A 24,570-nucleotide genomic window follows, 5' to 3' on the forward strand; every position below is an offset into this window, starting at 1 on the left:
TGCGTACGCGGATACAGGGCTTTTCCATTGATATGCGGTATAAATGAGCCACTCTAACAGGAGGTGTTGACATGAGCAAAATTCTCGAACAGAAACAGGCGCTCGTCGATGAAATCAGCGGCAAGCTGAAAGAAGCGGCATCCGTTGTCGTCGTGGACTACCGCGGCCTCAGCGTGGCGCAAGTGACTGAGCTCCGTAAGCAGCTTCGCGAAGAAGGCATCGAGTTCAAGGTTTACAAGAACACGATGACTCGCCGCGCTGCTGAAGCGGCAGGCCTCGAAGGACTCAATGAGTACATGACAGGCCCGAACGCAATCGCGTTCTCGAACGAAGATGTTGTTGCTCCTGCGCGGGTCATCAATAACTTCGCAAAGGAAAACGATGCGCTTGAGATCAAAGCAGGCGTCATCGAAGGCAACGTGGCAACGCTTGAAGAAGTCAAGGCACTGGCAGAACTCCCATCCCGGGAAGGTCTCCTCTCCATGGTTCTCAGCGTTCTCCAGGCGCCGATCCGCAACTTCGCACTCGCTTCGAAGGCAGTTGCAGACCAGAAGGAAGAACAGGGCGCTTAATCCGGCATCCTGAGCCAACGGACCGCGGCATCGCCGCATAAAATAAAATCGATCCATTTAGGAGGAAACATCAATGAGCAAAGAGCAAATCATTGAAGCGATCAAAGAAATGACGGTCCTCGAACTGAACGACCTCGTCAAAGCAATCGAAGAAGAATTCGGCGTAACAGCAGCAGCTCCTGTTGCAGTAGCAGGCGGCGCAGCAGGCCCTGCAGCAGAAGAAAAAACTGACTTCGACGTTGTCCTTGCTTCCGCAGGCGACCAGAAGATCAAAGTCATCAAAGTTGTTCGCGAAATCACTGGCCTTGGCCTGAAAGAAGCTAAAGCGCTCGTAGACGAAGCGCCTAAAGCTATCAAAGAAGGCGTAGCGAAAGAAGAAGCAGAAGAAATGAAGTCGAAGCTCGAAGAAGTCGGCGCAGGCGTCGAACTCAAGTAATTCTTGCTTCCTATATGAAAAGCCCGTCTCAACTCGACGGGCTTTTTTATTCATGTCCAAAGGGTATGATAGGGAGGAAGGACTCCCGGCCCTTGCCGGGCACCACCAACATAAACGGAGGCGACGGGCATGGCGGATCATTACTATTCGAAAAATCCCGGAACCGGAAGCGCACCAAAGACGTGGTCAGCAACATTGCGGGGCATTCCGTTCCAATTCAAGACGGATGCCGGTGTGTTCAGCAAGGAAAGCGTCGATTTCGGCTCCAGGCTCCTGGTCGATACTTTCAGGGAACCTGGAATGCCGGGCGATCTCCTGGACATCGGCTGCGGCTACGGGCCGATCGGGCTCACTGCAGCGAGGCTGCTGCCGGACCGGACCGTACACATGGTCGATGTGAACAGCCGGGCGCTTGCGCTTGCACAAGAAAATGCCGGCGCGAACGGCGCCGGCAATACGGAGATTTATGAAAGTGACGCTGGGGCAGACGTGCGCGGGAGCGGATTTGCGGCCGTTCTGACGAACCCGCCGATCCGCGCGGGCAAAGAGACGGTGTTCAGGATCTACGAAGATGCTTTCCGCCTTCTTGCCGAAGGCGGCGAGCTCTGGGTCGTCATCCAGAAAAAACAGGGTGCCGCATCCACCGAGAAAAAGCTTCAGGAGCTGTTCGGCAACGTCACGGCCGAAGCGAAAAACAAGGGCTACCTGATTTTCCGGTCGGTCAAAAAATGACTTGACAAACATTGACTTGACAAATATTCAATGATAGTATAATAAAATGCACAAATAAAATTGAGGTCGTGTGCCCTTTTGACTGAAGTGCCTCCGGATGCCCTGGCGGTTTCCGGGGCCGGACAATCACACCGTATAGTCCGGCTCTTCAATTGGGAATACTGGCCCGGAATGGAATAAGCCTGGTGAAACCGAAAATGAGCTTCTGTACCGGACTCGTTTTCTTTTTGTCTTTTCGGATATCATACATCAATTTGCCGGCATCCGCAAAGACCCATTATCGTTTTAAATTGAGGGGTGAATCAGTTGACAGGTCAACTAGTTCAGTACGGTCAACATCGTCAGCGCAGGAGTTTTGCGCGGATCAGTGAGGTGCTCGAGCTCCCGAATCTGATCGAGATCCAGACGAAGTCCTATGAATGGTTCCTTGAGGAAGGGCTGCGGGATATGTTCCGCGACATTTCTCCAATCGAGGACTTCACGGGCAATCTTTCGCTCGATTTCGTCGACTACAGCCTCGGCGAACCGAAGTACTCCGTCGGTGAGTCGAAAGAACGCGATGCGACGTACGCGGCACCGCTCCGCGTCAAGGTCCGCCTCCATAATAAAGAAACTGAGGAAGTAAAGGAGCAGGACGTCTTCATGGGTGATTTCCCGCTCATGACGGACAACGGGACGTTCATCATCAACGGTGCGGAACGCGTCATCGTCTCCCAGCTCGTGCGTTCGCCGAGCGTTTACTTCCACGACAAGATCGACAAGAACGGCAAGCGCGGCTTCGGGGCAACTGTGATTCCGAACCGCGGTGCGTGGCTTGAATATGAGACCGATGCGAAGGATGTCGTTCACGTCCGCATCGACCGCACCCGGAAATTGCCGGTTACGGTCCTCCTGCGGGCGCTCGGTTTCGGCTCCGACCAGGAGATCATCGATCTGATCGGGGATAACGAATATCTCCAGAACACTCTGGAGAAGGACAGCACCGAAAGCACCGAAAAAGCACTCCTGGAAATTTACGAGCGCCTCCGCCCGGGCGAACCGCCAACGGTCGAAAGCGCGAAGAACCTTCTTTATACCCGCTTCTTCGATCCGAAGCGGTATGACCTGGCCAACGTCGGCCGCTACAAGATGAACAAAAAACTCAGCATCAAGAACCGCCTCCTCAACCAGACGCTTGCCGAAACCATCGCAGATCCGGAAACAGGCGAAATCATTGCGGAAAAAGGGACTTACCTTGACCGCAGGGAACTCGATCGCCTCATTCCTTACCTCGAATCCGGTGCCGGCTACGAAACGGTTGAACCGACCGGCGGTGTGCTTGATGAGGAGATCACGATCTCTTCCGTGAAAATCTACGCCCCTAACAGCGAAGATGAGAAAGTCATCAACATTATCGGCAACGCCGACATCGAAGAAGAAGTAAAGCATGTCACACCGGCGGATATCGTCGCGTCGATCAGCTACTTCTTCAACCTGCTCTACCAGGTCGGTACGACTGATGACATCGACCACCTCGGAAACCGCCGCCTCCGCTCGGTCGGGGAACTGCTGCAGAACCAGTTCCGCATCGGCCTCTCCCGGATGGAGCGCGTGGTCCGCGAACGGATGTCGATCAACGATACACAATCTATTGTGCCTCAGCAGCTGATCAATATCCGCCCGGTCATCGCATCGATCAAGGAATTCTTCGGAAGCTCCCAGCTGTCCCAGTTCATGGACCAGACGAACCCGCTGGCAGAACTTACGCACAAGCGCCGTCTCTCCGCACTCGGACCGGGCGGGCTTACGCGTGAGCGCGCGGGCATGGAAGTCCGTGACGTCCACTACTCGCACTACGGCCGCATGTGTCCAATCGAGACGCCGGAAGGCCCGAACATCGGCCTCATCAACTCCCTTTCGACGTATGCGAAAGTGAACAAGTTCGGCTTCATTGAAACACCTTACCGCCGTGTTGATCCGGAAACCGGCCTCGTTACCGACCGGATCGACTACCTGACCGCCGATGAAGAAGACAACTACATCGTCGCCCAGGCAAACGCGATCCTCGATGAGGACGGCCGCTTCGTGAACGAAGAGATCTACGGCCGTTTCCGTGGCGACAACTCCGTGTTTAAGCGCGAAACGGTCGACTATATGGACGTTTCGCCGAAGCAGGTTGTCTCTGCGGCGACCGCATGTATCCCGTTCCTTGAGAACGATGACTCCAACCGTGCCCTCATGGGTGCGAACATGCAGCGTCAGGCCGTTCCTCTCCTCAACCCGGAAGCGCCGTTTGTCGGCACAGGCATGGAATATGTCTCGGCACGCGACTCGGGTGCTGCGATCGTCTCCAGGCACCACGGTATCGTGGAGCATGTCGAGGCGAAAGAGGTCCGTGTCCGCCGCATCGAGATGGTGGACGGCAAGGAAGTCAAGGGCGACCTGGACATCTACCGTTTCGAGAAATTTGTCCGCTCCAACCAGGGGACATGCTATAACCAGCGCCCGATCGTCAGCGTAGGCGACCGTGTCGAGCCGCTTACCGTCCTTGGTGACGGCCCGTCAATGGAAGTGGGCGAGCTTGCGCTCGGCCGAAACGTCCTCGTCGCATTCATGACTTGGGATGGCTTCAACTATGAGGATGCGGTCATCATGAGCGAGCGCCTGGTGAAGGACGATGTCTATACGTCGATCCACATCGAAGAATACGAATCAGACTCCCGAGATACAAAACTCGGACCTGAAGAGATTACCCGCGACATTCCGAACGTCGGTGAAGACGCGCTCCGCAACCTTGATGAGCGCGGCATCATCCGCGTCGGCGCGGAAGTCCGCGACGGCGATATCCTCGTCGGCAAGGTCACGCCGAAGGGCGTCACCGAGCTGACTGCGGAAGAACGTCTCCTCCACGCCATCTTCGGCGAAAAGGCGCGCGAAGTCCGCGACACCTCGCTCCGTGTCCCTCACGGCGCAGGCGGGATCGTCCTCGACGTCAAGGTGTTCAACCGTGAAGACGGCGATGAACTTGCACCGGGTGTCAACCAGCTCGTGCGTGTCTACATCGTCCAGAAGCGGAAGATCTCCGTTGGCGATAAGATGGCCGGCCGTCACGGCAACAAGGGTGTCATCTCCCGGATCCTGCCGGAAGAGGACATGCCGTTCATGCCGGACGGCACACCGGTCGACATCATGCTTAACCCGCTCGGCGTACCTTCCCGGATGAACATCGGGCAGGTTCTCGAGCTGCACTTGGGCATGGCCGCGCGGCAGCTCGGCCTCCATATGGCAAGCCCGGTCTTCGACGGCGCGAACGAAGAAGATGTCTGGGAGACCATGGAAGAAGCCGGCATGGACCGTTCGGGTAAGACCACCCTTTACGATGGCCGCTCCGGCGAGCCGTTCGACAACAAGGTGTCGGTCGGCGTCATGTACATGATCAAGCTCGCCCACATGGTCGACGATAAGCTCCACGCCCGTTCGACCGGACCGTACTCCCTCGTCACACAGCAGCCGCTCGGCGGTAAGGCGCAGTTCGGCGGCCAGCGTTTCGGGGAGATGGAAGTTTGGGCGCTTGAAGCGTACGGCGCAGCCTACACGCTCCAGGAAATCCTGACAGTCAAATCCGACGACGTCGTCGGCCGCGTGAAGACCTATGAAGCGATCGTCAAAGGGGAGAACATCCCGCAGCCGGGCCTCCCTGAGTCGTTCAAGGTCCTCATCAAGGAGCTCCAGTCCCTTGGCCTCGATGTCAAGATGCTGACGGAGGATTACGAGGAGATCGAGCTCCGCGACCTCGACGAAGACGAAGACCTGCAGCCGACGGATGCACTGAACATCCTGCCGGCCAACGAGCAGGAGACAATCGGAGCCGAATAATACGCGGATAAAGTTGCAGCGGGGCGGCCAGGCCGCCCGGCACGCTGCATTGCCATGAACGGTGAGCCTGTTCAGATTGAGACTAAAGGGAGGTAGGCTCCTTGATAGATGTTAATAATTTTGAGTATATGAAAATCGGCCTCGCATCTCCGGACAAAATCCGGTCGTGGTCCTACGGCGAAGTCAAAAAGCCGGAAACGATCAACTACCGGACACTGAAGCCGGAAAAAGACGGCCTGTTCTGCGAACGGATCTTCGGACCGACGAAGGACTGGGAGTGTCACTGCGGCAAGTATAAACGCGTCCGCTACAAAGGCGTTGTCTGCGACCGCTGCGGCGTCGAAGTGACGCGCGCAAAAGTCCGCCGTGAACGCATGGGCCATATCGAGCTTGCCGCTCCGGTATCCCATATCTGGTACTTCAAAGGCATTCCGAGCCGGATGGGGCTTCTTTTGGACATGTCCCCGCGCTCGCTTGAGGAAGTCATTTACTTCGCTTCCTATGTCGTGACCGAACCTGCTGATACCGGCCTCGACCGCAAACAGCTTCTGTCCGAGCGCGAATACCGCGCGTACCGTGAAAAGTACGGCAGCAAGTTCTCCGCGCTCATGGGCGCGGAAGCGATCGAAAAGCTTCTCAAGCAGATCGACCTCGACAAAGAGGCCGATGCGCTGAAGGAAGAGCTCAAGACCGCACAGGGCCAGCGCCGCACACGTGCCATCAAGCGGCTTGAAGTTGTCGAGTCGTTCCGCCATTCGGGCAACCGTCCGGAATGGATGGTCCTCGAAGTGCTTCCGGTCATCCCGCCTGAGCTTCGGCCAATGGTCCAGCTTGACGGAGGCCGCTTCGCGACGTCGGACCTGAACGACCTGTACCGCCGTGTGATCAACCGGAACAACCGTCTCAAGCGGCTGCTTGATCTCGGCGCGCCGGGAATCATCGTCCAGAACGAGAAGCGGATGCTGCAGGAAGCCGTCGACGCCCTGATCGACAACGGCCGCCGCGGCCGTCCGGTGACTGGACCGGGTAACCGCCCGCTCAAGTCCCTTTCGCATATGCTGAAGGGTAAGCAGGGCCGTTTCCGCCAGAACCTTCTCGGGAAGCGGGTCGACTATTCCGGCCGTTCCGTTATCGTTGTCGGGCCGAACCTGAAAATGTACCAGTGCGGCCTGCCGCGTGAAATGGCGATCGAGCTGTTCAAGCCTTTCGTCATGAAGGAGCTTGTCGAACGCGGCCTCGCCCACAACATCAAGAGTGCGAAACGCAAAATCGAGCGTCTCCACTCGGACGTCTGGGATGTCCTTGAGGAAGTCATCAAGGAACACCCGGTCCTGCTTAACCGCGCACCGACGCTTCACCGTCTCGGTATCCAGGCATTCGAGCCGACGCTCGTAGAAGGCCGCGCGATCCGCCTCCACCCGCTCGTATGTACGGCTTACAACGCCGACTTCGACGGTGACCAGATGGCGGTACACGTGCCGCTTTCCGCTGAAGCCCAGGCTGAGGCCCGTCTTCTTATGCTGGCGGCCCAGAACATCCTGAACCCGAAAGACGGAAAGCCGGTCGTTACGCCTTCCCAGGATATGGTCCTCGGGAACTACTACCTGACACTCGAGCGCAAGGGCGCTGCGGGAGAGGGAATGATCTTCAGCAATGCGAATGAAGTGATGGTGGCCTACCAGAACGGCTTCGTGCATCTGCACAGCCGGATCGCCATCCATGCGGCATCGCTGAACAACCCGACATTCACAGAAGAGCAGAACCGCCAGCTCCTGATGACGACGGTCGGCAAGGTGATCTTCAACGAGATCCTTCCAAAGTCGTTCCCGTATATCAACGAGCCGACGAACTACAACCTTCAGACCGAAACGCCTGAAAAGTACTTTATCGACCCGACCGATGACGTCAAGGCGAAGATCGGCGAAGCGGAGCTTGTCCAGCCGTTCAAAAAGAAAATCCTGGGGAACATCATCGCTGAGATCTTCAAGCGATTCCATATCACGGAAACGTCGAAGATGCTTGACCGCATGAAGGACCTCGGATTCAAATATTCGACGCGTGCCGGTATCACAATCGGTATTTCCGACATCGTCGTCCTTCCGAACAAGGGGGATATCCTCCAGGAAGCACAGGACAAGGTCGACAAGGTCACCAAGCAGTTCCGCCGAGGTCTCATCACCGAAGAGGAACGCTACGATCGCGTCATTTCGTACTGGTCGACAGCAAAGGACACCATCCAGTCCAAACTGATGGAGTCCCTCGAGAACACGAACCCGATCTTCATGATGTCCGACTCCGGTGCCCGTGGTAACGCGTCGAACTTCACTCAGCTTGCCGGTATGCGCGGACTCATGGCCAACCCGGCCGGACGCATCATCGAACTCCCGATCAAGTCTTCGTTCCGGGAAGGCCTCACCGTCCTCGAGTACTTTATCTCGACACACGGTGCTCGTAAGGGTCTTGCCGATACGGCACTGAAGACGGCCGACTCCGGTTACCTGACGCGCCGCCTTGTTGATGTCGCGCAGGATGTCATCGTCCGCGAAGACGACTGCGGCACCGACCGCGGCCTCGAAGTGAGCGCGCTCACCGAAGGCACCGAGATCATCGAAACACTCGATGAGCGGATTGTCGGCCGCCACGCCAAAAAGTCGGTACGCCATCCGGAGACGGGTGATGTGCTCGTCGAACGCGACGGTCTCATCACTGAAGACATCGCGCGTGCAATCTTGGATGCGGGCGTCGAAACGGTTACCATCCGCTCGGCGTTCACATGCAACACGAAGCATGGTATCTGCAAGAAGTGCTACGGCATGAACCTGGCGACAGGCGAAGCGGTTGAAGTCGGCGAAGCAGTCGGCATCATCGCTGCCCAGTCGATCGGGGAGCCGGGCACGCAGCTGACGATGCGTACGTTCCACACAGGCGGTGTTGCCGGAGACGACATCACCCAGGGTCTACCGCGTATCCAGGAAATCTTCGAATCGCGAAATCCGAAAGGCCAGGCGGTCATTTCCGAGATCGATGGTGTCATCACCGAGATCGACGAGATCCGCGAAGGCCAGAAGGAAATCACCGTCACCGGCGAAGTCGAGACGCGCAAGTATACGCCACCGTATAATGCACGCCTCCGCTTTGAACTGAACGACACCGTCAAGCGCGGCGAAGCGCTGACTGAAGGGTCCATCGATCCGAAGCAGCTCATCGTCGTCAAAGACGTCAAGACCGTACAGGAATACCTGCTGAAGGAAGTCCAGAAGGTCTATCGGATGCAGGGCGTTGAGATCAGCGATAAGCACGTCGAGGTCATGGTCCGTCAGATGATGCGCAAAGTCCGTGTCATCGAAGCCGGCGAAACCGACCTTCTGCCGGGCACGCTGCTCGACATCCACCAGTTCACGGAAGCCAACTCCGAAGCCATCCTTGATGGCCGTGCTCCGGCGACAAGCCGTCCGGTCATCCTCGGGATCACGAAGGCGTCGCTTGAGACGGAATCTTTCCTCTCGGCCGCTTCGTTCCAGGAAACGACCCGTGTCCTCACCGATGCCGCGATCAAAGGCAAGATGGACGAACTCCTTGGCCTCAAGGAGAACGTCATCATCGGGAAGCTCGTGCCTGCCGGAACCGGCATGCAGCGCTACCGCCAGATCGAAATGGCCTACGAAGGCATGGAAGAAGAGCAGGAAATCGCAGCAACCGAATAAGCAGCATGACCCCCGGGAAGCCCATGGCTCCCGGGGGGTTTTTCTTGGCAAAGGAACCGGCAATGCCCGCGGGTTAGCGGAAACCGTTACGAAAAGGGTTTATTTCATTCATGGGTTGGGAGCGAGAAATCATGAATGATTAATAGCGGTTGCTTGGAGTGGAAGCACGGGACTCCTGTGGGAATAGCATAAGCCGAAGACCCCGGATGCCGCGCAAAGCTACGCTTTTGCACGCAGATGCCAATCTGCGTGTTGGCATCGGCTAAGGCCATGCCCGCGGAAAGCGAGTGCTGGTACGGAAAGCAACAACACTCTATAACAGAGCCTTAATTTAAAGAGGACGGGAATAGGGCGGGCATGCGGAAATGGCAATCGAAATCCTACGAAAGAAAGCCGGATCTCAAGCGCTATTTCGAAAGCGTGACGCTCTTTACCATCACCGGAAGAAATGATATGTTTTTTATTGACATCCCGTTGCAGGGATGATAATATGTTCAAGGTTGAGAGTTGACTTTTGGTTCCTTGGAGGAAATGGCATGTCTCATGGACAAGCGAATCAGAACCAGACGATCATCGGTATAAAGCAGGCAGTAAAGGCGCTCCGGAAAGGCCGGGTGCGGGAAGTGATTCTCGCTTCGGATGCTGACGGGCGGCTGATCGGCGACGTTCTTTCCCTTGCGGAAGAGAACGGGATTCCTGTACGCTATGAAGGCACGAGGAAAGACCTCGGCCGGGCATACGGAATCGATGTCGGCGCATCGGTCATCGCCATTACTGAGTAGGTTTTTGCGTCATGCTGCGCAAAGACTTTGTTTTTACCCCTAAAATGAACCACCTGGATGTGTGGTATTAAAAAGAACTGAAGGGAGGACCCTATCGATGCCTACAATTAACCAACTGGTCCGCAACCCGCGTAAGTCGAAAGCGACCAAGTCGAAGTCTCCGGCACTCGGGAAAGGTTACAACAGCTTCAAGAAATCTCTTACAGATGTGAACTCGCCTCAAAAGCGCGGTGTCTGCACACGTGTCGGCACAATGACGCCTAAGAAGCCGAACTCCGCGCTTCGTAAATACGCTCGTGTCCGCCTGACGAACACGATCGAAGTCAACGCGTATATCCCGGGTGAAGGCCACAACCTGCAAGAGCACAGCGTTGTCCTGATCCGCGGCGGCCGTGTTAAAGACCTTCCGGGTGTCCGCTACCACATCGTGCGCGGCGCCCTCGATACAGCCGGCGTTCAAGGCCGTATGCAGAGCCGTTCCCAATACGGCGCGAAGAAGCCAAAAGAGAAAAAATAATACACCTGCCAAAGGTGTCGTAAAGTTTGAAAGGAGGAACACACATGCCTCGTAAAGGTCCAGTAGCAAAACGTGACGTGTTGCCTGATCCGCTGTATAACTCGAAGCTCGTGACACGTCTTGTAAACAAAATCATGGTAGACGGCAAGAAGGGTACTGCCCAGAAAGCCCTCTACGGCGCATTCGAAATCGTCCGTGAGCGTTCCGGTAAGGATCCTCTGGAAGTATTCGAAGCAGCACTCGAAAACATCATGCCAGTCCTTGAAGTACGTGCCCGCCGTGTCGGTGGCGCGAACTACCAGGTACCGGTTGAAGTTCGCCCGGACCGCCGTGTAACACTCGGCCTCCGCTACCTCGTCAACTACTCCCGCCTGCGCGGTGAGAAGACGATGGAAGAGCGCCTGGCAAACGAGATCCTCGATGCATCCAACAACACTGGTGCATCCGTGAAGCGTCGTGAAGACCTTCACAAAATGGCGGAAGCGAACAAAGCATTCGCTCACTACCGCTGGTAAGTTCAAGCCGAAGTCCACTCTATTCCGACATAACAGGAGGAGAAACACATTATGGCTAGAGAATTCTCCTTGGAGAACACTCGTAACATCGGGATCATGGCCCACATTGATGCCGGTAAGACTACGACAACTGAGCGTATCCTTTATTACACAGGTAGGATCCACAAACTCGGCGAAACGCACGAAGGTGCTTCGCAGATGGACTGGATGGAGCAGGAGCAGGAGCGCGGGATCACAATCACTTCCGCTGCGACAACTGCTGCATGGAAAGGCCACCGCGTAAACATCATCGACACGCCAGGACACGTCGACTTCACAGTTGAAGTTGAACGTTCCCTCCGTGTACTCGATGGTGCGGTAACAGTACTTGACGCCCAATCCGGCGTTGAGCCGCAGACAGAGACTGTATGGCGCCAGGCAACAACTTACGGCGTTCCGCGTCTCGTATTCGTCAACAAGATGGACAAGACTGGCGCAGACTTCCTCTACGCAGTCAAAACGCTGCACGACCGTCTCGAAGCCAATGCGCATCCGATTCAGCTTCCAATTGGTGCTGAAGACGAATTCCGCGGCATCATCGACCTCGTCGAGCAACGTGCCATCCTGTACGGCAACGACCTCGGCACGGATACTGAAGTAACAGAAATCCCTGACGAGTACAAAGACCAGGCTGACGAATACCGCGAAAAGCTTATCGAAGCACTCGCGGAATTCGACGAAGAGCTCATGGAGAAATACCTGGCCGGCGAAGAACTCTCTGTTGAAGAGATCAAAGCTGCCATCCGTAAAGCGACACTCGCGGTAGAATTCTACCCTGTTGTCCTTGGTACGGCATTCAAAAACAAAGGTGTCCAGCTCGTCCTTGACGCAGTTGTCGACTACCTCCCGTCCCCGCTGGATATCCCGGCAATCGACGGTACAGACCCTGACACAGGCGAAGCAATGGAACGCCATGCAGACGACAGCGAGCCGTTCTCGGCACTCGCGTTCAAGGTCATGACTGACCCGTTCGTCGGTAAGCTGACATTCTTCCGTGTCTACTCCGGTGTCCTTCAGTCCGGTTCTTATGTTCAGAACTCGACAAAAGGCAAGCGTGAGCGCGTCGGCCGTATCCTGCAGATGCACGCGAACTCCCGTGAGGAGATCTCCGAAGTGCACGCAGGTGAAATCGCCGCTGCCGTCGGCCTGAAAGACACAGGCACAGGCGACACGCTCTGCGACGAGAAAGCACTCGTCATCCTTGAGTCGATGGAATTCCCTGAGCCGGTTATCTCGGTTGCAATCGAGCCGAAGACCAAAGGCGACCAGGACAAGATGGGGATTGCCCTCGGCAAGCTCCAGGAAGAAGACCCTACATTCCGCGCGCATACTGACCAGGAAACTGGTGAAGTCATCATCGCGGGTATGGGAGAACTCCACCTCGACATCATCGTTGACCGCCTCAAGCGCGAGTTCAAGGTTGAAGCTAACGTCGGCGCACCTCAGGTATCCTACCGTGAGACGTTCCGCCAAACTGCAAATGTCGAAGGTAAATTCGTACGCCAGTCCGGCGGCCGCGGTCAGTTCGGCCACGTCTGGATCGAATTCTCGCCAAACGAAGAAGGCGCCGGCTTCGAGTTCACGAACGGCATCGTCGGCGGTGTTGTTCCGCGTGAATACGTTCCTGCTGTTGAAGCGGGCGTTAAAGACGCACTCGAAAACGGTGTCGTGGCAGGATTCCCTGTCATCGACGTCAAAGCCAAGCTCTTCGATGGTTCTTACCACGATGTTGACTCCAGCGAAATGGCGTTCAAGATCGCCGCTTCCATGGCAGTCAAGAACGCAGTATCGAAGGTCAACGCTGTACTTCTTGAGCCGATGATGAAAGTTGAAGTCGTCATCCCTGAAGAGTACATGGGCGACATCATGGGCGACATCACTTCCCGTCGCGGACGCGTAGAAGGTATGGAAGCCCGCGGTAACGCTCAAGTCGTTCGCGCGATGGTTCCACTTTCCGAAATGTTCGGCTATGCGACATCGCTCCGCTCGAACACTCAGGGCCGCGGTACATTCTCGATGGTGTTCGATCACTACGAGGAAGTTCCAAAGTCCATAAGAGAAGAAATCGTTAAAAAAGTTAAAGGTGAATAATTGAAATTCCCCTTTGTTTCAAGTATAACTAACGTATAAGATATGGAAGGTGGGGAAGTATGGCTTCCCCGCGGACCATACCAACTATCTCTTACATTTAAGGAGGATTTTCCTAATGGGTAAAGAAAAATTCGACCGCTCCAAAACGCATGCTAACATCGGTACAATCGGTCACGTTGACCATGGTAAAACAACACTGACTGCTGCAATCGCAACAGTTCTCGCTAAAAAAGGCGGCGGTGAAGCACGTTCGTATGCTGACGTTGACAACGCTCCTGAAGAAAAAGAGCGCGGGATCACAATCAACACTTCCCACATCGAATACGAAACAGACAAGCGTCACTACGCGCACGTTGACTGCCCAGGTCACGCTGACTACGTCAAGAACATGATCACTGGTGCAGCACAGATGGACGGCGGAATCCTCGTCGTATCCGCAGCTGACGGCCCAATGCCACAAACTCGTGAGCACATCCTCCTGTCCCGTCAGGTAGGCGTTCCTTACCTCGTCGTATTCCTCAACAAGTGCGACATGGTAGACGACGAAGAACTCCTCGAGCTCGTTGAAATGGAAGTCCGTGACCTCCTTTCCGAGTACGACTTCCCTGGCGACGACCTTCCGGTCATCAAAGGTTCCGCTCTGAAAGCCCTCGAAGGCGAAGCAGAGTGGGAAGAGAAAATCGTTGAGCTCATGGATGCAGTTGACGAGTACATCCCAACTCCTGAGCGCGACACTGAAAAGCCATTCATGATGCCTGTCGAGGACGTATTCTCGATCACAGGCCGTGGTACAGTTGCAACTGGCCGTGTAGAACGTGGCCAAGTTAAAGTCGGCGACACTGTTGACATCATCGGTCTTGCTGAAGAAGCTAAATCGACAACTGTTACAGGCGTTGAAATGTTCCGTAAGCTCCTTGACTATGCTGAAGCAGGCGACAACATCGGTGCGCTTCTCCGTGGTGTTGCACGTGAAGACATCCAGCGTGGCCAAGTTCTTGCAAAGCCAGGCTCGATCACTCCACACACTAACTTCAAATCTGAAGTTTACGTTCTGTCCAAAGAAGAAGGTGGCCGTCACACGCCATTCTTCTCCAACTACCGCCCGCAGTTCTACTTCCGTACAACTGACGTAACCGGCATCATCACGCTTCCAGAAGGCGTTGAAATGGTTATGCCTGGCGACAACGTTGAAATGACAGTAGAACTCATCTCCCCAATCGCGATCGAAGAAGGTACTAAATTCTCGATCCGTGAAGGCGGCCGCACAGTTGGTGCAGGCGTCGTAGCTTCTATCCAGAAGTAATCTGCTTCTCTCTTGTAACGAATAAACGGAAATGGAACGGCCTGATCAGCCGCTCCGCTTCCTATGTCCAGACGTGGACATGGATCTCCGCCCAGACGTGGGCGGAGGTCTTTTTTTTTATGTCCTGATTTCATGCAGGCATGCAGAGGCTGTTGGGTTTTACCAGCAACCAGCCTGCTAACGCCAATTCTCCCGGCCGGTACGGGCCCTCCACCTCCCTTGATTCTATGTTGCTTCTCGACATGAAACCTTTTCATAAAAAAACTCAAAAAAACTTTTCCGCAGATGCAGAATGCGATATATCAACGTTTGCAAACGGTTACACCCCGAAACTAATTCTAAATTGCACAAAAACTTGGAAAAAGCGACTTGACGCAATATTTCAACCGAGTTATGATGTGTTCAATTCATTTTAAGAGACGGCAAAAGAGCATGGCCAGACGCCGCTCGGCCTCCATCCAGAGGAGAGATCATCGTATGCGAAGTGACATGATTAAAAAAGGAATCGACAGGGCACCGCACCGTAGCTTGCTGTACGCAGCGGGCGTCAAGGCGAAGGATATGGGCAAGCCGTTCATCGGCGTATGTAACTCCTACGTCGACATCATCCCGGGTCATATGCACCTGAACAAGTTCGCGGAAGTCGTCAAGGAAGCGATCCGTGAAGCGGGAGGTATTCCGTTCGAGTTCAATACGATCGGAGTCGATGACGGAATCGCGATGGGCCACATCGGGATGCGCTACTCGCTCCCGAGCCGGGAGATCATCGCTGATTCGGCTGAGACGGTCATCAACGCGCACTGGTTCGACGGTGTGTTCTATATCCCGAACTGTGACAAGATCACGCCGGGAATGCTCATGGCGGCAGTCCGGACGAACGTCCCGTCGGTCTTCGTATCGGGCGGTCCCATGGAAGCCGGCGTCGGTTCCGACGGCAGGCAGCTTTCCCTTACCTCGGTATTCGAGGGTGTAGGCGCCTACAAACAGGGATCGATGTCCGAGACCCAGCTTCTCGAAATCGAGCAGAGCGCTTGTCCGACATGCGGTTCCTGCTCAGGGATGTTCACCGCCAACTCGATGAACACCCTTATGGAGATGATGGGAGTCGCACTTCCGCAGAACGGAACAATCGTCGCAACCTCGGACAAACGCAAGGAGCTTATCTATGAGGCGGCCAAGCAGCTGATGCGCATGGTCGAGGAAGACGTGAAGCCCCGTGATCTCATTACGGAAGAGACTATCGATGACGCGTTTGCGCTTGACATGGCGATGGGCGGCTCGACAAATACGGTCCTTCACACACTCGCCATTGCGCATGAAGCCGGCATTGACTATGACCTGAAAAAGGTTAATGAAATCGCAGAGCGCGTTCCATATTTGTCCAAGCTCATGCCTGCTTCGGATTATTCGATGCATGATGTGCACCTTGCCGGCGGCGTCAATGCGATCATCCGCGAACTGTGCGACATCCCGGGTGCTATTCACCCGGACCGGATGACGGTCACCGGCAAAACACTTTATGAAAATGTGCAAGACAGCAAGATTTTGAATGAGCAGGTCATCCGGCCAAAAGAAAACCCGTATAGCCCGGTGGGCGGCCTATCCGTCTTATATGGGAATCTGGCACCGGATGGCGGCGTCATCAAAGTCGGCGCGGTCGATCCTTCCATCAAGGTGTTCGAAGGCGATGCCATCGTCTTTGAATCACAGGAAGAAGCCCAAAAAGGTATCGATGACGGCACGGTCCAGGAAGGTCATGTGGTCGTCATCCGATACGAGGGTCCGAAAGGCGGCCCAGGCATGCCGGAAATGCTCGCCCCGACATCGGCAATTGTCGGACGCGGACTCGGCACAAAAGTGGCACTCATCACGGACGGACGATTCTCGGGCGCATCCCGGGGCATCGCAGTCGGGCATATTTCGCCGGAAGCGGCGGAAGGCGGTCCGATCGGTCTGGTCGAGAATGGTGACATTATCGAAATCGACCTCGTCAGCCGAAAGATCGAACTCAAGGTTCCGGAAGACGTGCTTGAACAGCGGCGAAAGAATCTCAAGCCGTTTGAACCGAAGATCAAGACGGGCTATCTTGCCCGCTACTCCAAACTGGTCACTTCCGCCAATACAGGCGGCGTCATGAAAATCTGACGATCATCAGCAGACTTAAATGAACCAAAGCGCAGAAGAGGCAAAAGGGAAGGACCCCTGCATTTACCAGAGAGCCGGAACAGCTGGAACCCGGCAGTGCAGCCCCGACCGACATCACCTCCGAGCGGAACACTGAACGGATCATTCCCAAGGTGTTCCCGGGGCTGGCATCGAGCCGCCCCGTTACCAACCGGCCGGGCACCCAGCCCGGCCACCGAGGCGGCGTAGCCGCGAACAAGGGTGGTACCATGAAAGGCTCTTTCATCCCTTGCAACGGAAGACATCTGTGTTCCGTGCAGGGGGTGGAAGGGTCTTTTGTTTTTTTATATCAAAACTCACGAGTGAAGGAGGAAGGCGCAGATGGAAGCGAGCGTCAAGGTAAGGGAAACAAAACAAGCCGTCATGCCGGAAACTGCCGGCAACGGAGCCGACCTGCTGGTCCGGTCTTTGAAGAATGAGGGCGTGGACATTATTTTCGGCTATCCGGGCGGTGCGGTGCTCCCGATCTACGATGCACTGTACAAAAACCCGATCCGCCATATCCTGGCCCGGCACGAGCAAGGTGCCATCCATGCGGCTGAAGGATATGCGCGCACGACAGGAAGGACCGGCGTGGTCATCGCCACGTCCGGGCCGGGGGCGACCAACCTTGTTACCGGCATCGCGGACGCCATGCTTGACTCCCTCCCGCTCGTCGTCCTGACCGGTCAGGTTGCCCAGCAGGTAATCGGCACGGATGCCTTCCAGGAGGCGGACGTGATCGGCATCACGCAGCCGATCACGAAGCACAACTACCAGGTGAAGGATGCAAAAGACATCCCGCGCATCATCAAGGAGGCTTTCCATATCGCTTCCACGGGACGCAAGGGCCCGGTCGTCGTCGATATCCCGAAAGACGTATCGGTAACAGCACTTGCGGAGGATATCCGACATCCGGAAGGGGTTCACCTCCCGGGCTACCAGCCGACATTCAAGCCGAACTTCCTACAGATCCAGAAAGCGGCGCAGGCCCTTTCGGAAGCGAAGCGGCCGCTGATCCTTGCCGGGGCCGGCATCCTCGCAGCGGAGGCCACCGGAGAACTTCGGAGCTTCATCGAAACGAACCGCATCCCGGTGACGACGACTCTTCTCGGCATCGGCACCGTCCCGGGCGGACATGAACTCGGGTTCGGGATGGCGGGCATGCACGGCTCGTACGCGGCCAACATGGCCATCCAGGAGTGCGATGTGCTCCTTAACATCGGCGCCCGTTTTGACGACCGGCTGACCGGAAAGCTCGATGGGTTCGCGCCGAACGCGAAAGTCATCCACATCGACATCGATCCGGCCGAGATCGGAAAGAACGTCCCGACGGAAATCCCGATTGTCGCGGATGCCAAAGTGGCTCTGACGGAGCTGAACGGAAAGGGCTTTGAAGCGCCGGATACGGAAGACTGGCTTGCCCGGCTCAGCGAATACCGGGAGACACGCCCGTTCGGATATGAGGCGGCGCCTGAAGGGCAGATCATGCCCCAGGACGCGGTGCGCCTCATCCACAAGTACACGGGGGGCGATGCAATCGTCACGACGGATGTCGGACAGCACCAGATGTTCGCCGCCCAGTACTACGAGCCGAACCACCCGCATCATTGGGTGACATCGGGTGGCCTCGGGACGATGGGCTTCGGATTCCCAGCTGCCATCGGCGCACAGCTCGCCTTCCCGCACGAGAAGGTCGTTGCGGTTGTCGGTGACGCCGGCTTCCAGATGACCTTGCAGGAGCTTTCAATCCTCCAGGAGTTCAAACTCCCGGTGAAGATCATCATCATGAACAACGCCTCGCTAGGTATGGTGCGACAGTGGCAGGAGACTTTCCATGGTGAGCGCTATTCCTCATCACTGGTTCCTGTCCAGCCGGACTTCGTGAAGCTGGCGGAAGCCTATGAGGTCAAAGGCTACAAAGTCGAAACACTTGCAGATGCCGAGCGGGTGATCCGTGAGGCGATCGAATCGGATGGTCCGGCGCTTGTCGACTGCCGGGTGCTTGCAACAGAGAACGTCTACCCGATGGTCGCGCCGGGCGCGACTCTCAGTGAAATGATCGGAGTGATGAAACGGTGAAACGGATCATAACGACAACAGTCCTCAACCAGAGCGGCGTCCTGAACCGGGTAACGGGACTCCTCATGAAGCGGCAGTTCAACATCGAGAGCATCACCGTCGGCCACACCGAGACCCCGGGCATGTCAAAGATGACATTCGTCGTCCATGTCGAGGATCCGGGCAAGGTCGAGCAGCTCGTCAAACAGCTGTCCAAGCAAATCGACGTCATCAAGGTCAATGACATCTCCGACAAGGCGATGGTCATGAGGGAGCTGGCGCTCGTCAAGGTCGTCACCCCGCCGCAGCTCCGTCAGGAAGTCCGGAGCATCGTCGAGCCGTTCCGTGCACAGGTCATCGACATGAGCAAGAACGTCACGACGTTCCAGGTGACGGGCGACCCCGAGAAGATTGAAGCATTTATCGATCTTCTCCGGCCATACGGCATCAAAGAGATTTCCCGCACAGGCGTCACTGCCTTCACCCGCGAAACGCAGCGGGCTGAAACAGCACCTGACCTGATTCTTCATTAACAGGCACTACCATTCCAAAGTGATTTCCGCGACAGGCCGGCCCGCTTCCAAGATCCGGCCCAACCAAAAAAACAGAACCCACAGGGAGGAAAATGAAAATGGCAAAAATGTATTATAACCAGGATGTTAACGAGGCAGTTCTCCAAGGCAGAAAAATCGCAGTCATCGGCTACGGCTCACAGGGCCATGCCCACGCACAGAACCTGAAAGAATCCGGCTTTGACGTGATCGTCGGCGTACGTCCCGGCAAATCGTTTGCTATGGCGCAGGAAGACGGCCTTCAGGTTTATCCGGTCGCGGAAGCTGCCGCAGCAGCGGATGTCATCATGGTTCTCCTCCCGGACGAGCGCCAGACGCAGGTCTACAACGAAGAGATCAAGCCGGCCCTCACTGCAGGCAAGGCACTCGTCTTCGCACACGGGTTCAACATCCACTTCGGCCAGATCGTTCCTCCGGCTGATGTCGATGTATTCATGGTTGCACCGAAGGGCCCTGGCCACCTTGTCCGCCGTACCTACGAAAGCGGCGCGGGCGTACCGGCACTGATCGCGATCCACCAGGACGCAACCGGACAGGCGAAGGATCTTGCGCTTGCTTACGCCAAAGGAGTCGGCGCAGCGCGCGCAGGGGTTCTTGAGACAACATTCCAGGAAGAGACCGAGACAGATCTCTTCGGCGAACAGGCTGTACTTTGCGGCGGCACGACGGCGCTCGTGAAGGCAGGATTCGAAACATTGGTCGAAGCTGGCTACCAGCCGGAAGTTGCTTACTTCGAGGTTCTCCACGAACTCAAGCTGATCGTCGACCTCATGTACGAAGGCGGCATCGAAAACATGCGCTACTCCATCTCCGACACAGCTCAGTGGGGCGACTTCGTTTCCGGCCCGCGTGTAATCACGGACGATACAAAAGCCCGCATGAAGGAAGTGCTCGAAGACATCCAGAACGGCAAGTTCGCAAAAGGCTGGCTGCTTGAGAACCAGCTTGGCCGTCCTGAATACAACGCCATCAACCGCCGTGAATCCGAGCACCAGATCGAGTCGGTCGGCCGTGAGCTGCGCGCTATGATGCCATTTGTCAACGAAGGGAAGAAAATCAAGAAGGAAGTGGTCGCCAGTGCGCAAAATTGATATCTTCGACACGACCCTGAGGGACGGGGAGCAGTCGGCGGGAATCAACCTGAACACCGCCGAAAAGCTCGAGATCGCGCGCCAGCTGGAACGGCTCGGTGTGACGGTCATGGAGGCCGGCTTCCCGGCAGCCTCACCCGGTGACCAGGACGCCGTCCGGAAGATTGCGGGAACGGTCAAGAACTCGATTGTGACTGGCCTTGCCCGCTGCAACAAAAGTGATATCGATGCTGCATGGGAGGCCCTCCGCGTCGCGGAGCAGCCTCACATCCACATCTTCCTTGCCACATCCCCGATCCATATGGCGTACAAGCTGAAAAAGACGCCGGAAGAAGTGATCGAGGCATCGGTCGAAGCGGTCAAGTACGCGAAGAAGTTCTTCCCGCTCGTCCAGTGGTCGGCGGAAGACGGTTCCCGCACGGAGCCTGACTTCCTCGCTCGCATAGTGGCTGAAGTCGTCAAGGCAGGCGCCACGACGGTCAATATCCCGGATACGGTCGGCTATGCAACGCCCCATGAATACGGTTCGATCTTCAAGTTCCTCAAGGAGAATGTCCCGAACATCGACCGCGTGAAGCTGTCGGCACACTGCCATGACGACCTCGGGATGGCAACGGCGAACACGCTCGCCGCCATCGAGAACGGCGCCGATCAGGTCGAGGGCACGATCAATGCGATCGGAGAGCGCGCCGGCAACGTCGGGCTCGAGGAAGTCGCTGTCGCGCTCCATATCCGCAAGGATCACTACAATGTGGAAACCGGCATCAACCTGAAGGAGATCAAGCGCACGAGCCAGCTGGTCAGCCAGCTGACCGGCGTCGCGATCCAGCCGAACAAGGCAGTGACCGGCAAGAACGCCTTTGCCCACGAGTCCGGCATCCATCAGGACGGCATGCTGAAAAACCCGAACACTTATGAAATTATCACGCCGGAACTGATCGGCGATGCCCATACCGAATTGGTCCTCGGCAAGCATTCCGGCCGCCACGCGTTCAAGTCCCGCGCGGAAGAAATGGGCTTCACGCTCGAGCCGGAGCGTCTGAACGAAGCATTCGCCGAATTCAAGAAGCTTGCTGACCGAAAGAAAGTCATCACCGAAGCCGATCTTCTTGTCATCCTCACAGACCAGCAGATCCAGGAAGCGGACGCTCCGATCTACGAACTTTCGGGCGTGCAGCTGTCCAGCGGCACGGCGAACATCCCGACGGCGACGATCACCGTCGTCCGGCCTGACGGGGAGACGATCACCGAGGCGGCGACCGGCACCGGTTCCGTTGAATCGATCTTCAACGCGCTTGAGCGCATTGTAAGCGAAAAGGTCCACATCCTCGACTACCGGGTTTCGTCCGTCGGCAAGGGCCGCGACGCACTCGGCGAGGCAGTCGTCAAAGTCCTGATCGGGGAAGAGGAGATCACCGGACGAGACGCTGCACAGGACGTACTTGAAGCAACGGCCAATGCCTACCTGAACGCGATCAATCGGAAACTTGTCAAAAACGCACAACAGCCATCAGAAACGGTGTCCATCACGTAACCATACACGGCCTGCACAGCGGGCCGGCCACCAAAAAGGAGGAAATGAACATGGAAAAGACAATTGCCGTATTGCCCGGAGACGGAATCGGCCCTGAAGTGACACGGGCTGCCGTCAAGGTCCTGAAACTTATTGCACGCCGCTACCAGCACGAATTCAATTTTTCCTACGGCCTGATCGGCGGAGCGGCAATTGACGCCCTCGACAACCCGTTCCCGAAAGAGACGGCCGACGCCTGCGAGGCGTCTGATGCCGTCCTGCTGGGTGCCGTCGGGGGACCGAAATGGGACAGCAACCCGTCCGAGCTCCGTCCTGAGAAGGGGCTGCTTGCCATCCGCAAACATTTCGGCCTGTTCGCAAACCTCCGTCCCGTCAAGGCGGTCCCGGCACTTCTGTCCGCATCCCCTCTGAAGGAAGAGAAAGCGGCAGGGGTGGACCTCATGATCGTACGCGAGCTGACAGGAGGCCTCTACTTTGGAGAAAAAGACCGTACCGCAAATGATGCGTATGACACGCTCGTGTACTCGAGGGAGGAAATCTCCCGTATCGTCGAGAAGGCGTTTGAACTTGCCCGGGTCCGCAGGGGCAAAGTGACTTCCGTCGACAAAGCAAACGTACTCGAATCCAGCCGGCTCTGGCGGGAAGTGGTTGAAGAGAAAAAGGCGGCCTATCCGGACGTCACGGTCGAACACCAGCTGGTCGACTCCTGCGCGATGAAACTGATTACGGATCCGTCCGCATTCGATGTCGTGGTGACGGAGAATATGTTCGGCGACATTCTGAGCGACGAGGCTTCTGTCATCACCGGTTCTCTCGGCATGCTGCCATCAGCGAGCATCCGTACCGATGGGTTCGGTCTGTATGAGCCCGTGCACGGTTCCGGCCCGGACATTGCAGGCAAAGGCATCGCAAACCCTGCGGCGGCAATTTTGTCCGCAGCGATGATGCTCCGCTACTCGTTCGGTATGGAAACCGAGGCCGCAGCAATCGAGGAAGCAGTCCAGACTGTGCTGGAAGACGGGTGCCGTACGGCGGATGTCGCACAGGCGGGAAGCCGCAGCCTCACGACAGAGGAATGGACGGACAAAGTCATGGAACAGCTCGACGCGGAAGCCGTGTCGGACGATATTATGTTTTCGTATATGTAAAACAGGAGGCGGAACGCAATGGCAAAGACAATCATCGATAAAATCTGGGACCGGCATATCGTTGTCGGGGAACCGGGCAAGCCGGACCTCCTCTACATCGACCTCCATCTCCTTCACGAAGTCACGTCTCCTCAGGCGTTTGAAGGACTCCGCCTGAACGGGCGCAAAGTCCGCCGCCCGGATCTCTGCTTCGCGACGATGGACCATAACGTGCCGACGGTCAACCGCAAAGTGATCAATGACCCGATCGCGCGCAAGCAGATCCGGACACTGGCGGAAAACTGCGAGGAGTTCGGCGTGCCGCTCGCGGACGTCGATCACCCGGATCAGGGGATCGTCCATGTCATCGGGCCTGAGCTCGGGCTTACCCAGCCGGGTAAAACGATCGTCTGCGGAGACTCCCACACCTCCACGCACGGCGCATTCGGCGCACTTGCTTTCGGAATCGGAACGAGCGAGGTCGAGCACGTGCTGTCCACACAGACACTCTGGCAGTCCCGCCCGAAGACCATGGAGATCCGCATCGATGGCGAGATTTCCCCGGGCGTTGCCGCCAAGGATATTATTCTGGCGATCATTGCGAAGTTCGGTACAGACATGGGCACGGGCCACATCGTGGAATACACGGGCGAAGCGATCCGCAAGCTCACGATGGAAGAGCGCATGACGATCTGCAACATGTCGATTGAAGCGGGCGCCCGTGCAGGACTGATCAGCCCGGACGAGACGACTGTCGAATACCTGCGCGGCCGAAAGTATGTACCGGAGGGTGACGGTTTCGAGCAGGCAGCAGCCGACTGGCTTTCGCTTGCTTCGGACGAAGGTGCAGAGTACGACAAGTCGGTTTCGATTCACTCCGACGAGATCGAGCCGTTCATCACATGGGGAACCAACCCGGGCATGGGGGCCGGCATCAACGGCCACGTCCCGTATGCCTCAGACTTCGAAAATGAGCTTGAGCGCGATTCCTTCCTGCGCGCCATCGAATATATGGGTCTTGAAGAAGGTCAGAAATTCACCGACATCGAAATTCAGCACGTCTTCATCGGATCTTGCACGAATGCCCGCCTGAGTGACCTCCGCGAAGCGGCACGCGTCATCGAAGGCAAGAAAGTCCGCGACGGCGTCAGAGCCATGGTCGTGCCGGGATCCCGCACAGTCAAGAAGCAGGCGGAGGAAGAAGGCCTCGATAAGGTCTTTACCGCTGCAGGCTTTGAATGGCGCGAATCCGGATGCAGCATGTGCCTCGCCATGAACGACGATGTCGTCCCGGCAGGCGAGCGTTGCGCGTCCACTTCCAACCGGAACTTCGAAGGACGGCAGGGGACGGGGGCGCGCACGCACCTCATGAGTCCGGCAATGGCCGCTGCAGCTGCCGTTACCGGCCGCTTCACAGACGTCCGCGAACAAATTGCCGTCCACGCCTGACCGCGAAACGATGAAAGGAGGCCGCAT

Annotated in this window: 16 protein-coding genes, 1 pseudogene and 1 other annotated feature (1 of these 18 cut by a window edge); all 17 genes and pseudogenes read left to right on the top strand. The window is 56.6% G+C overall.

Translation table 11 applies throughout. The features are described from left to right. Positions 1–35, top strand: a sequence feature (ribosomal protein L10 leader region); it begins 112 nt to the left of the window's first position. 36 nt (positions 36–71) lie between these two features. The 17 genes and pseudogenes from rplJ (at position 72) to leuC (ending at position 24,543) form a co-directional block, all read left to right on the top strand. Further along, entirely contained in the window at positions 72–572 is a 501-nt protein-coding gene (gene rplJ, locus AC6CHQ_RS12235) for a 50S ribosomal protein L10 (RefSeq protein ID WP_092053124.1), read from the top strand. A gap of 73 nt (positions 573–645) precedes the next feature. Then, positions 646–1,008: a 50S ribosomal protein L7/L12 gene (gene rplL, locus AC6CHQ_RS12240; RefSeq protein WP_092053120.1), complete on the top strand. Its 363-nt coding sequence runs from the start codon at positions 646–648 to the stop codon at positions 1,006–1,008. A gap of 129 nt (positions 1,009–1,137) precedes the next feature. Beyond that, positions 1,138–1,740: a class I SAM-dependent methyltransferase gene (locus tag AC6CHQ_RS12245; protein ID WP_092053116.1), complete on the top strand. Its 603-nt coding sequence runs from the start codon at positions 1,138–1,140 to the stop codon at positions 1,738–1,740. Between the two features lie 306 nt (positions 1,741–2,046). Then, a complete protein-coding gene (gene rpoB, locus AC6CHQ_RS12250) occupies positions 2,047–5,595 on the top strand; it encodes a DNA-directed RNA polymerase subunit beta (protein ID WP_251238800.1) in 3,549 nt (1,182 codons plus the stop codon). Positions 5,596–5,696: 101 nt separating this feature from the next. Continuing rightward, on the top strand, positions 5,697–9,299 hold the full coding sequence (gene rpoC / locus AC6CHQ_RS12255) for a DNA-directed RNA polymerase subunit beta' (RefSeq protein WP_285858687.1): 3,603 nt from the start codon (positions 5,697–5,699) through the stop codon (positions 9,297–9,299). A gap of 536 nt (positions 9,300–9,835) precedes the next feature. Further along, entirely contained in the window at positions 9,836–10,081 is a 246-nt protein-coding gene (locus AC6CHQ_RS12260) for a ribosomal L7Ae/L30e/S12e/Gadd45 family protein (protein ID WP_092053965.1), read from the top strand. Between the two features lie 97 nt (positions 10,082–10,178). Next, positions 10,179–10,598: a 30S ribosomal protein S12 gene (rpsL, locus tag AC6CHQ_RS12265; protein WP_008298903.1), complete on the top strand. Its 420-nt coding sequence runs from the start codon at positions 10,179–10,181 to the stop codon at positions 10,596–10,598. 44 nt (positions 10,599–10,642) lie between these two features. Then, the gene (gene rpsG, locus AC6CHQ_RS12270) at positions 10,643–11,113 is read left to right on the top strand and encodes a 30S ribosomal protein S7 (RefSeq protein ID WP_008298901.1); all 471 of its coding nucleotides are present in this window, start codon (positions 10,643–10,645) and stop codon (positions 11,111–11,113) included. A gap of 51 nt (positions 11,114–11,164) precedes the next feature. Further along, complete coding sequence (fusA, locus tag AC6CHQ_RS12275; RefSeq protein ID WP_251238799.1) at positions 11,165–13,243, top strand: elongation factor G; 2,079 nt, start codon at positions 11,165–11,167, stop codon at positions 13,241–13,243. A 115-nt stretch (positions 13,244–13,358) separates the two neighbouring features. Further along, positions 13,359–14,546, top strand: a complete 1,188-nt coding sequence (tuf, locus tag AC6CHQ_RS12280) for an elongation factor Tu (protein WP_251238798.1) — start codon at positions 13,359–13,361, stop codon at positions 14,544–14,546. 477 nt (positions 14,547–15,023) lie between these two features. Continuing rightward, positions 15,024–16,691: a dihydroxy-acid dehydratase gene (ilvD, locus tag AC6CHQ_RS12285; protein ID WP_092053093.1), complete on the top strand. Its 1,668-nt coding sequence runs from the start codon at positions 15,024–15,026 to the stop codon at positions 16,689–16,691. A gap of 360 nt (positions 16,692–17,051) precedes the next feature. Then, positions 17,052–18,791 (top strand): biosynthetic-type acetolactate synthase large subunit, encoded by a 1,740-nt coding sequence (gene ilvB / locus AC6CHQ_RS12290; RefSeq protein WP_251238797.1) that lies wholly within the window; start codon positions 17,052–17,054, stop codon positions 18,789–18,791. Next, the gene (ilvN, locus tag AC6CHQ_RS12295; RefSeq protein WP_092053085.1) at positions 18,788–19,303 is read left to right on the top strand and encodes an acetolactate synthase small subunit; all 516 of its coding nucleotides are present in this window, start codon (positions 18,788–18,790) and stop codon (positions 19,301–19,303) included. Before ilvB ends, ilvN begins: the two co-directional genes overlap by 4 nt. Positions 19,304–19,389: 86 nt before the next feature. Beyond that, positions 19,390–20,433: pseudogene (gene ilvC, locus AC6CHQ_RS12300) on the top strand (ketol-acid reductoisomerase); the annotation flags it as partial. After that, the gene (locus tag AC6CHQ_RS12305; protein WP_251238796.1) at positions 20,420–21,967 is read left to right on the top strand and encodes a 2-isopropylmalate synthase; all 1,548 of its coding nucleotides are present in this window, start codon (positions 20,420–20,422) and stop codon (positions 21,965–21,967) included. The pseudogene ilvC and the gene AC6CHQ_RS12305, both read left to right, overlap by 14 nt. A gap of 50 nt (positions 21,968–22,017) precedes the next feature. Next, the gene (leuB, locus tag AC6CHQ_RS12310; RefSeq protein WP_092053078.1) at positions 22,018–23,115 is read left to right on the top strand and encodes a 3-isopropylmalate dehydrogenase; all 1,098 of its coding nucleotides are present in this window, start codon (positions 22,018–22,020) and stop codon (positions 23,113–23,115) included. An 18-nt stretch (positions 23,116–23,133) separates the two neighbouring features. Continuing rightward, positions 23,134–24,543, top strand: a complete 1,410-nt coding sequence (leuC, locus tag AC6CHQ_RS12315) for a 3-isopropylmalate dehydratase large subunit (protein WP_498081642.1) — start codon at positions 23,134–23,136, stop codon at positions 24,541–24,543. Positions 24,544–24,570: the final 27 nt, after the last annotated feature.

The organism is Bhargavaea sp. GQ12 (assembly GCF_059758705.1).

What these genes read in the sequence shown, in the direction of transcription:
- leuC (WP_498081642.1), top strand. Translation starts at nt 23,134, where the DNA reads ATGGCAAAGACAATCATCGATAAAATCTGGGACCGGCATATCGTTGTC.
- rplL (WP_092053120.1), top strand. Translation starts at nt 646, where the DNA reads ATGAGCAAAGAGCAAATCATTGAAGCGATCAAAGAAATGACGGTCCTC.
- leuB (WP_092053078.1), top strand. Translation starts at nt 22,018, where the DNA reads ATGGAAAAGACAATTGCCGTATTGCCCGGAGACGGAATCGGCCCTGAA.
- ilvD (WP_092053093.1), top strand. Translation starts at nt 15,024, where the DNA reads ATGCGAAGTGACATGATTAAAAAAGGAATCGACAGGGCACCGCACCGT.
- ilvB (WP_251238797.1), top strand. Translation starts at nt 17,052, where the DNA reads ATGGAAGCGAGCGTCAAGGTAAGGGAAACAAAACAAGCCGTCATGCCG.
- rpsG (WP_008298901.1), top strand. Translation starts at nt 10,643, where the DNA reads ATGCCTCGTAAAGGTCCAGTAGCAAAACGTGACGTGTTGCCTGATCCG.
- AC6CHQ_RS12260 (WP_092053965.1), top strand. Translation starts at nt 9,836, where the DNA reads ATGTCTCATGGACAAGCGAATCAGAACCAGACGATCATCGGTATAAAG.
- rplJ (WP_092053124.1), top strand. Translation starts at nt 72, where the DNA reads ATGAGCAAAATTCTCGAACAGAAACAGGCGCTCGTCGATGAAATCAGC.
- AC6CHQ_RS12245 (WP_092053116.1), top strand. Translation starts at nt 1,138, where the DNA reads ATGGCGGATCATTACTATTCGAAAAATCCCGGAACCGGAAGCGCACCA.
- rpsL (WP_008298903.1), top strand. Translation starts at nt 10,179, where the DNA reads ATGCCTACAATTAACCAACTGGTCCGCAACCCGCGTAAGTCGAAAGCG.
- tuf (WP_251238798.1), top strand. Translation starts at nt 13,359, where the DNA reads ATGGGTAAAGAAAAATTCGACCGCTCCAAAACGCATGCTAACATCGGT.
- fusA (WP_251238799.1), top strand. Translation starts at nt 11,165, where the DNA reads ATGGCTAGAGAATTCTCCTTGGAGAACACTCGTAACATCGGGATCATG.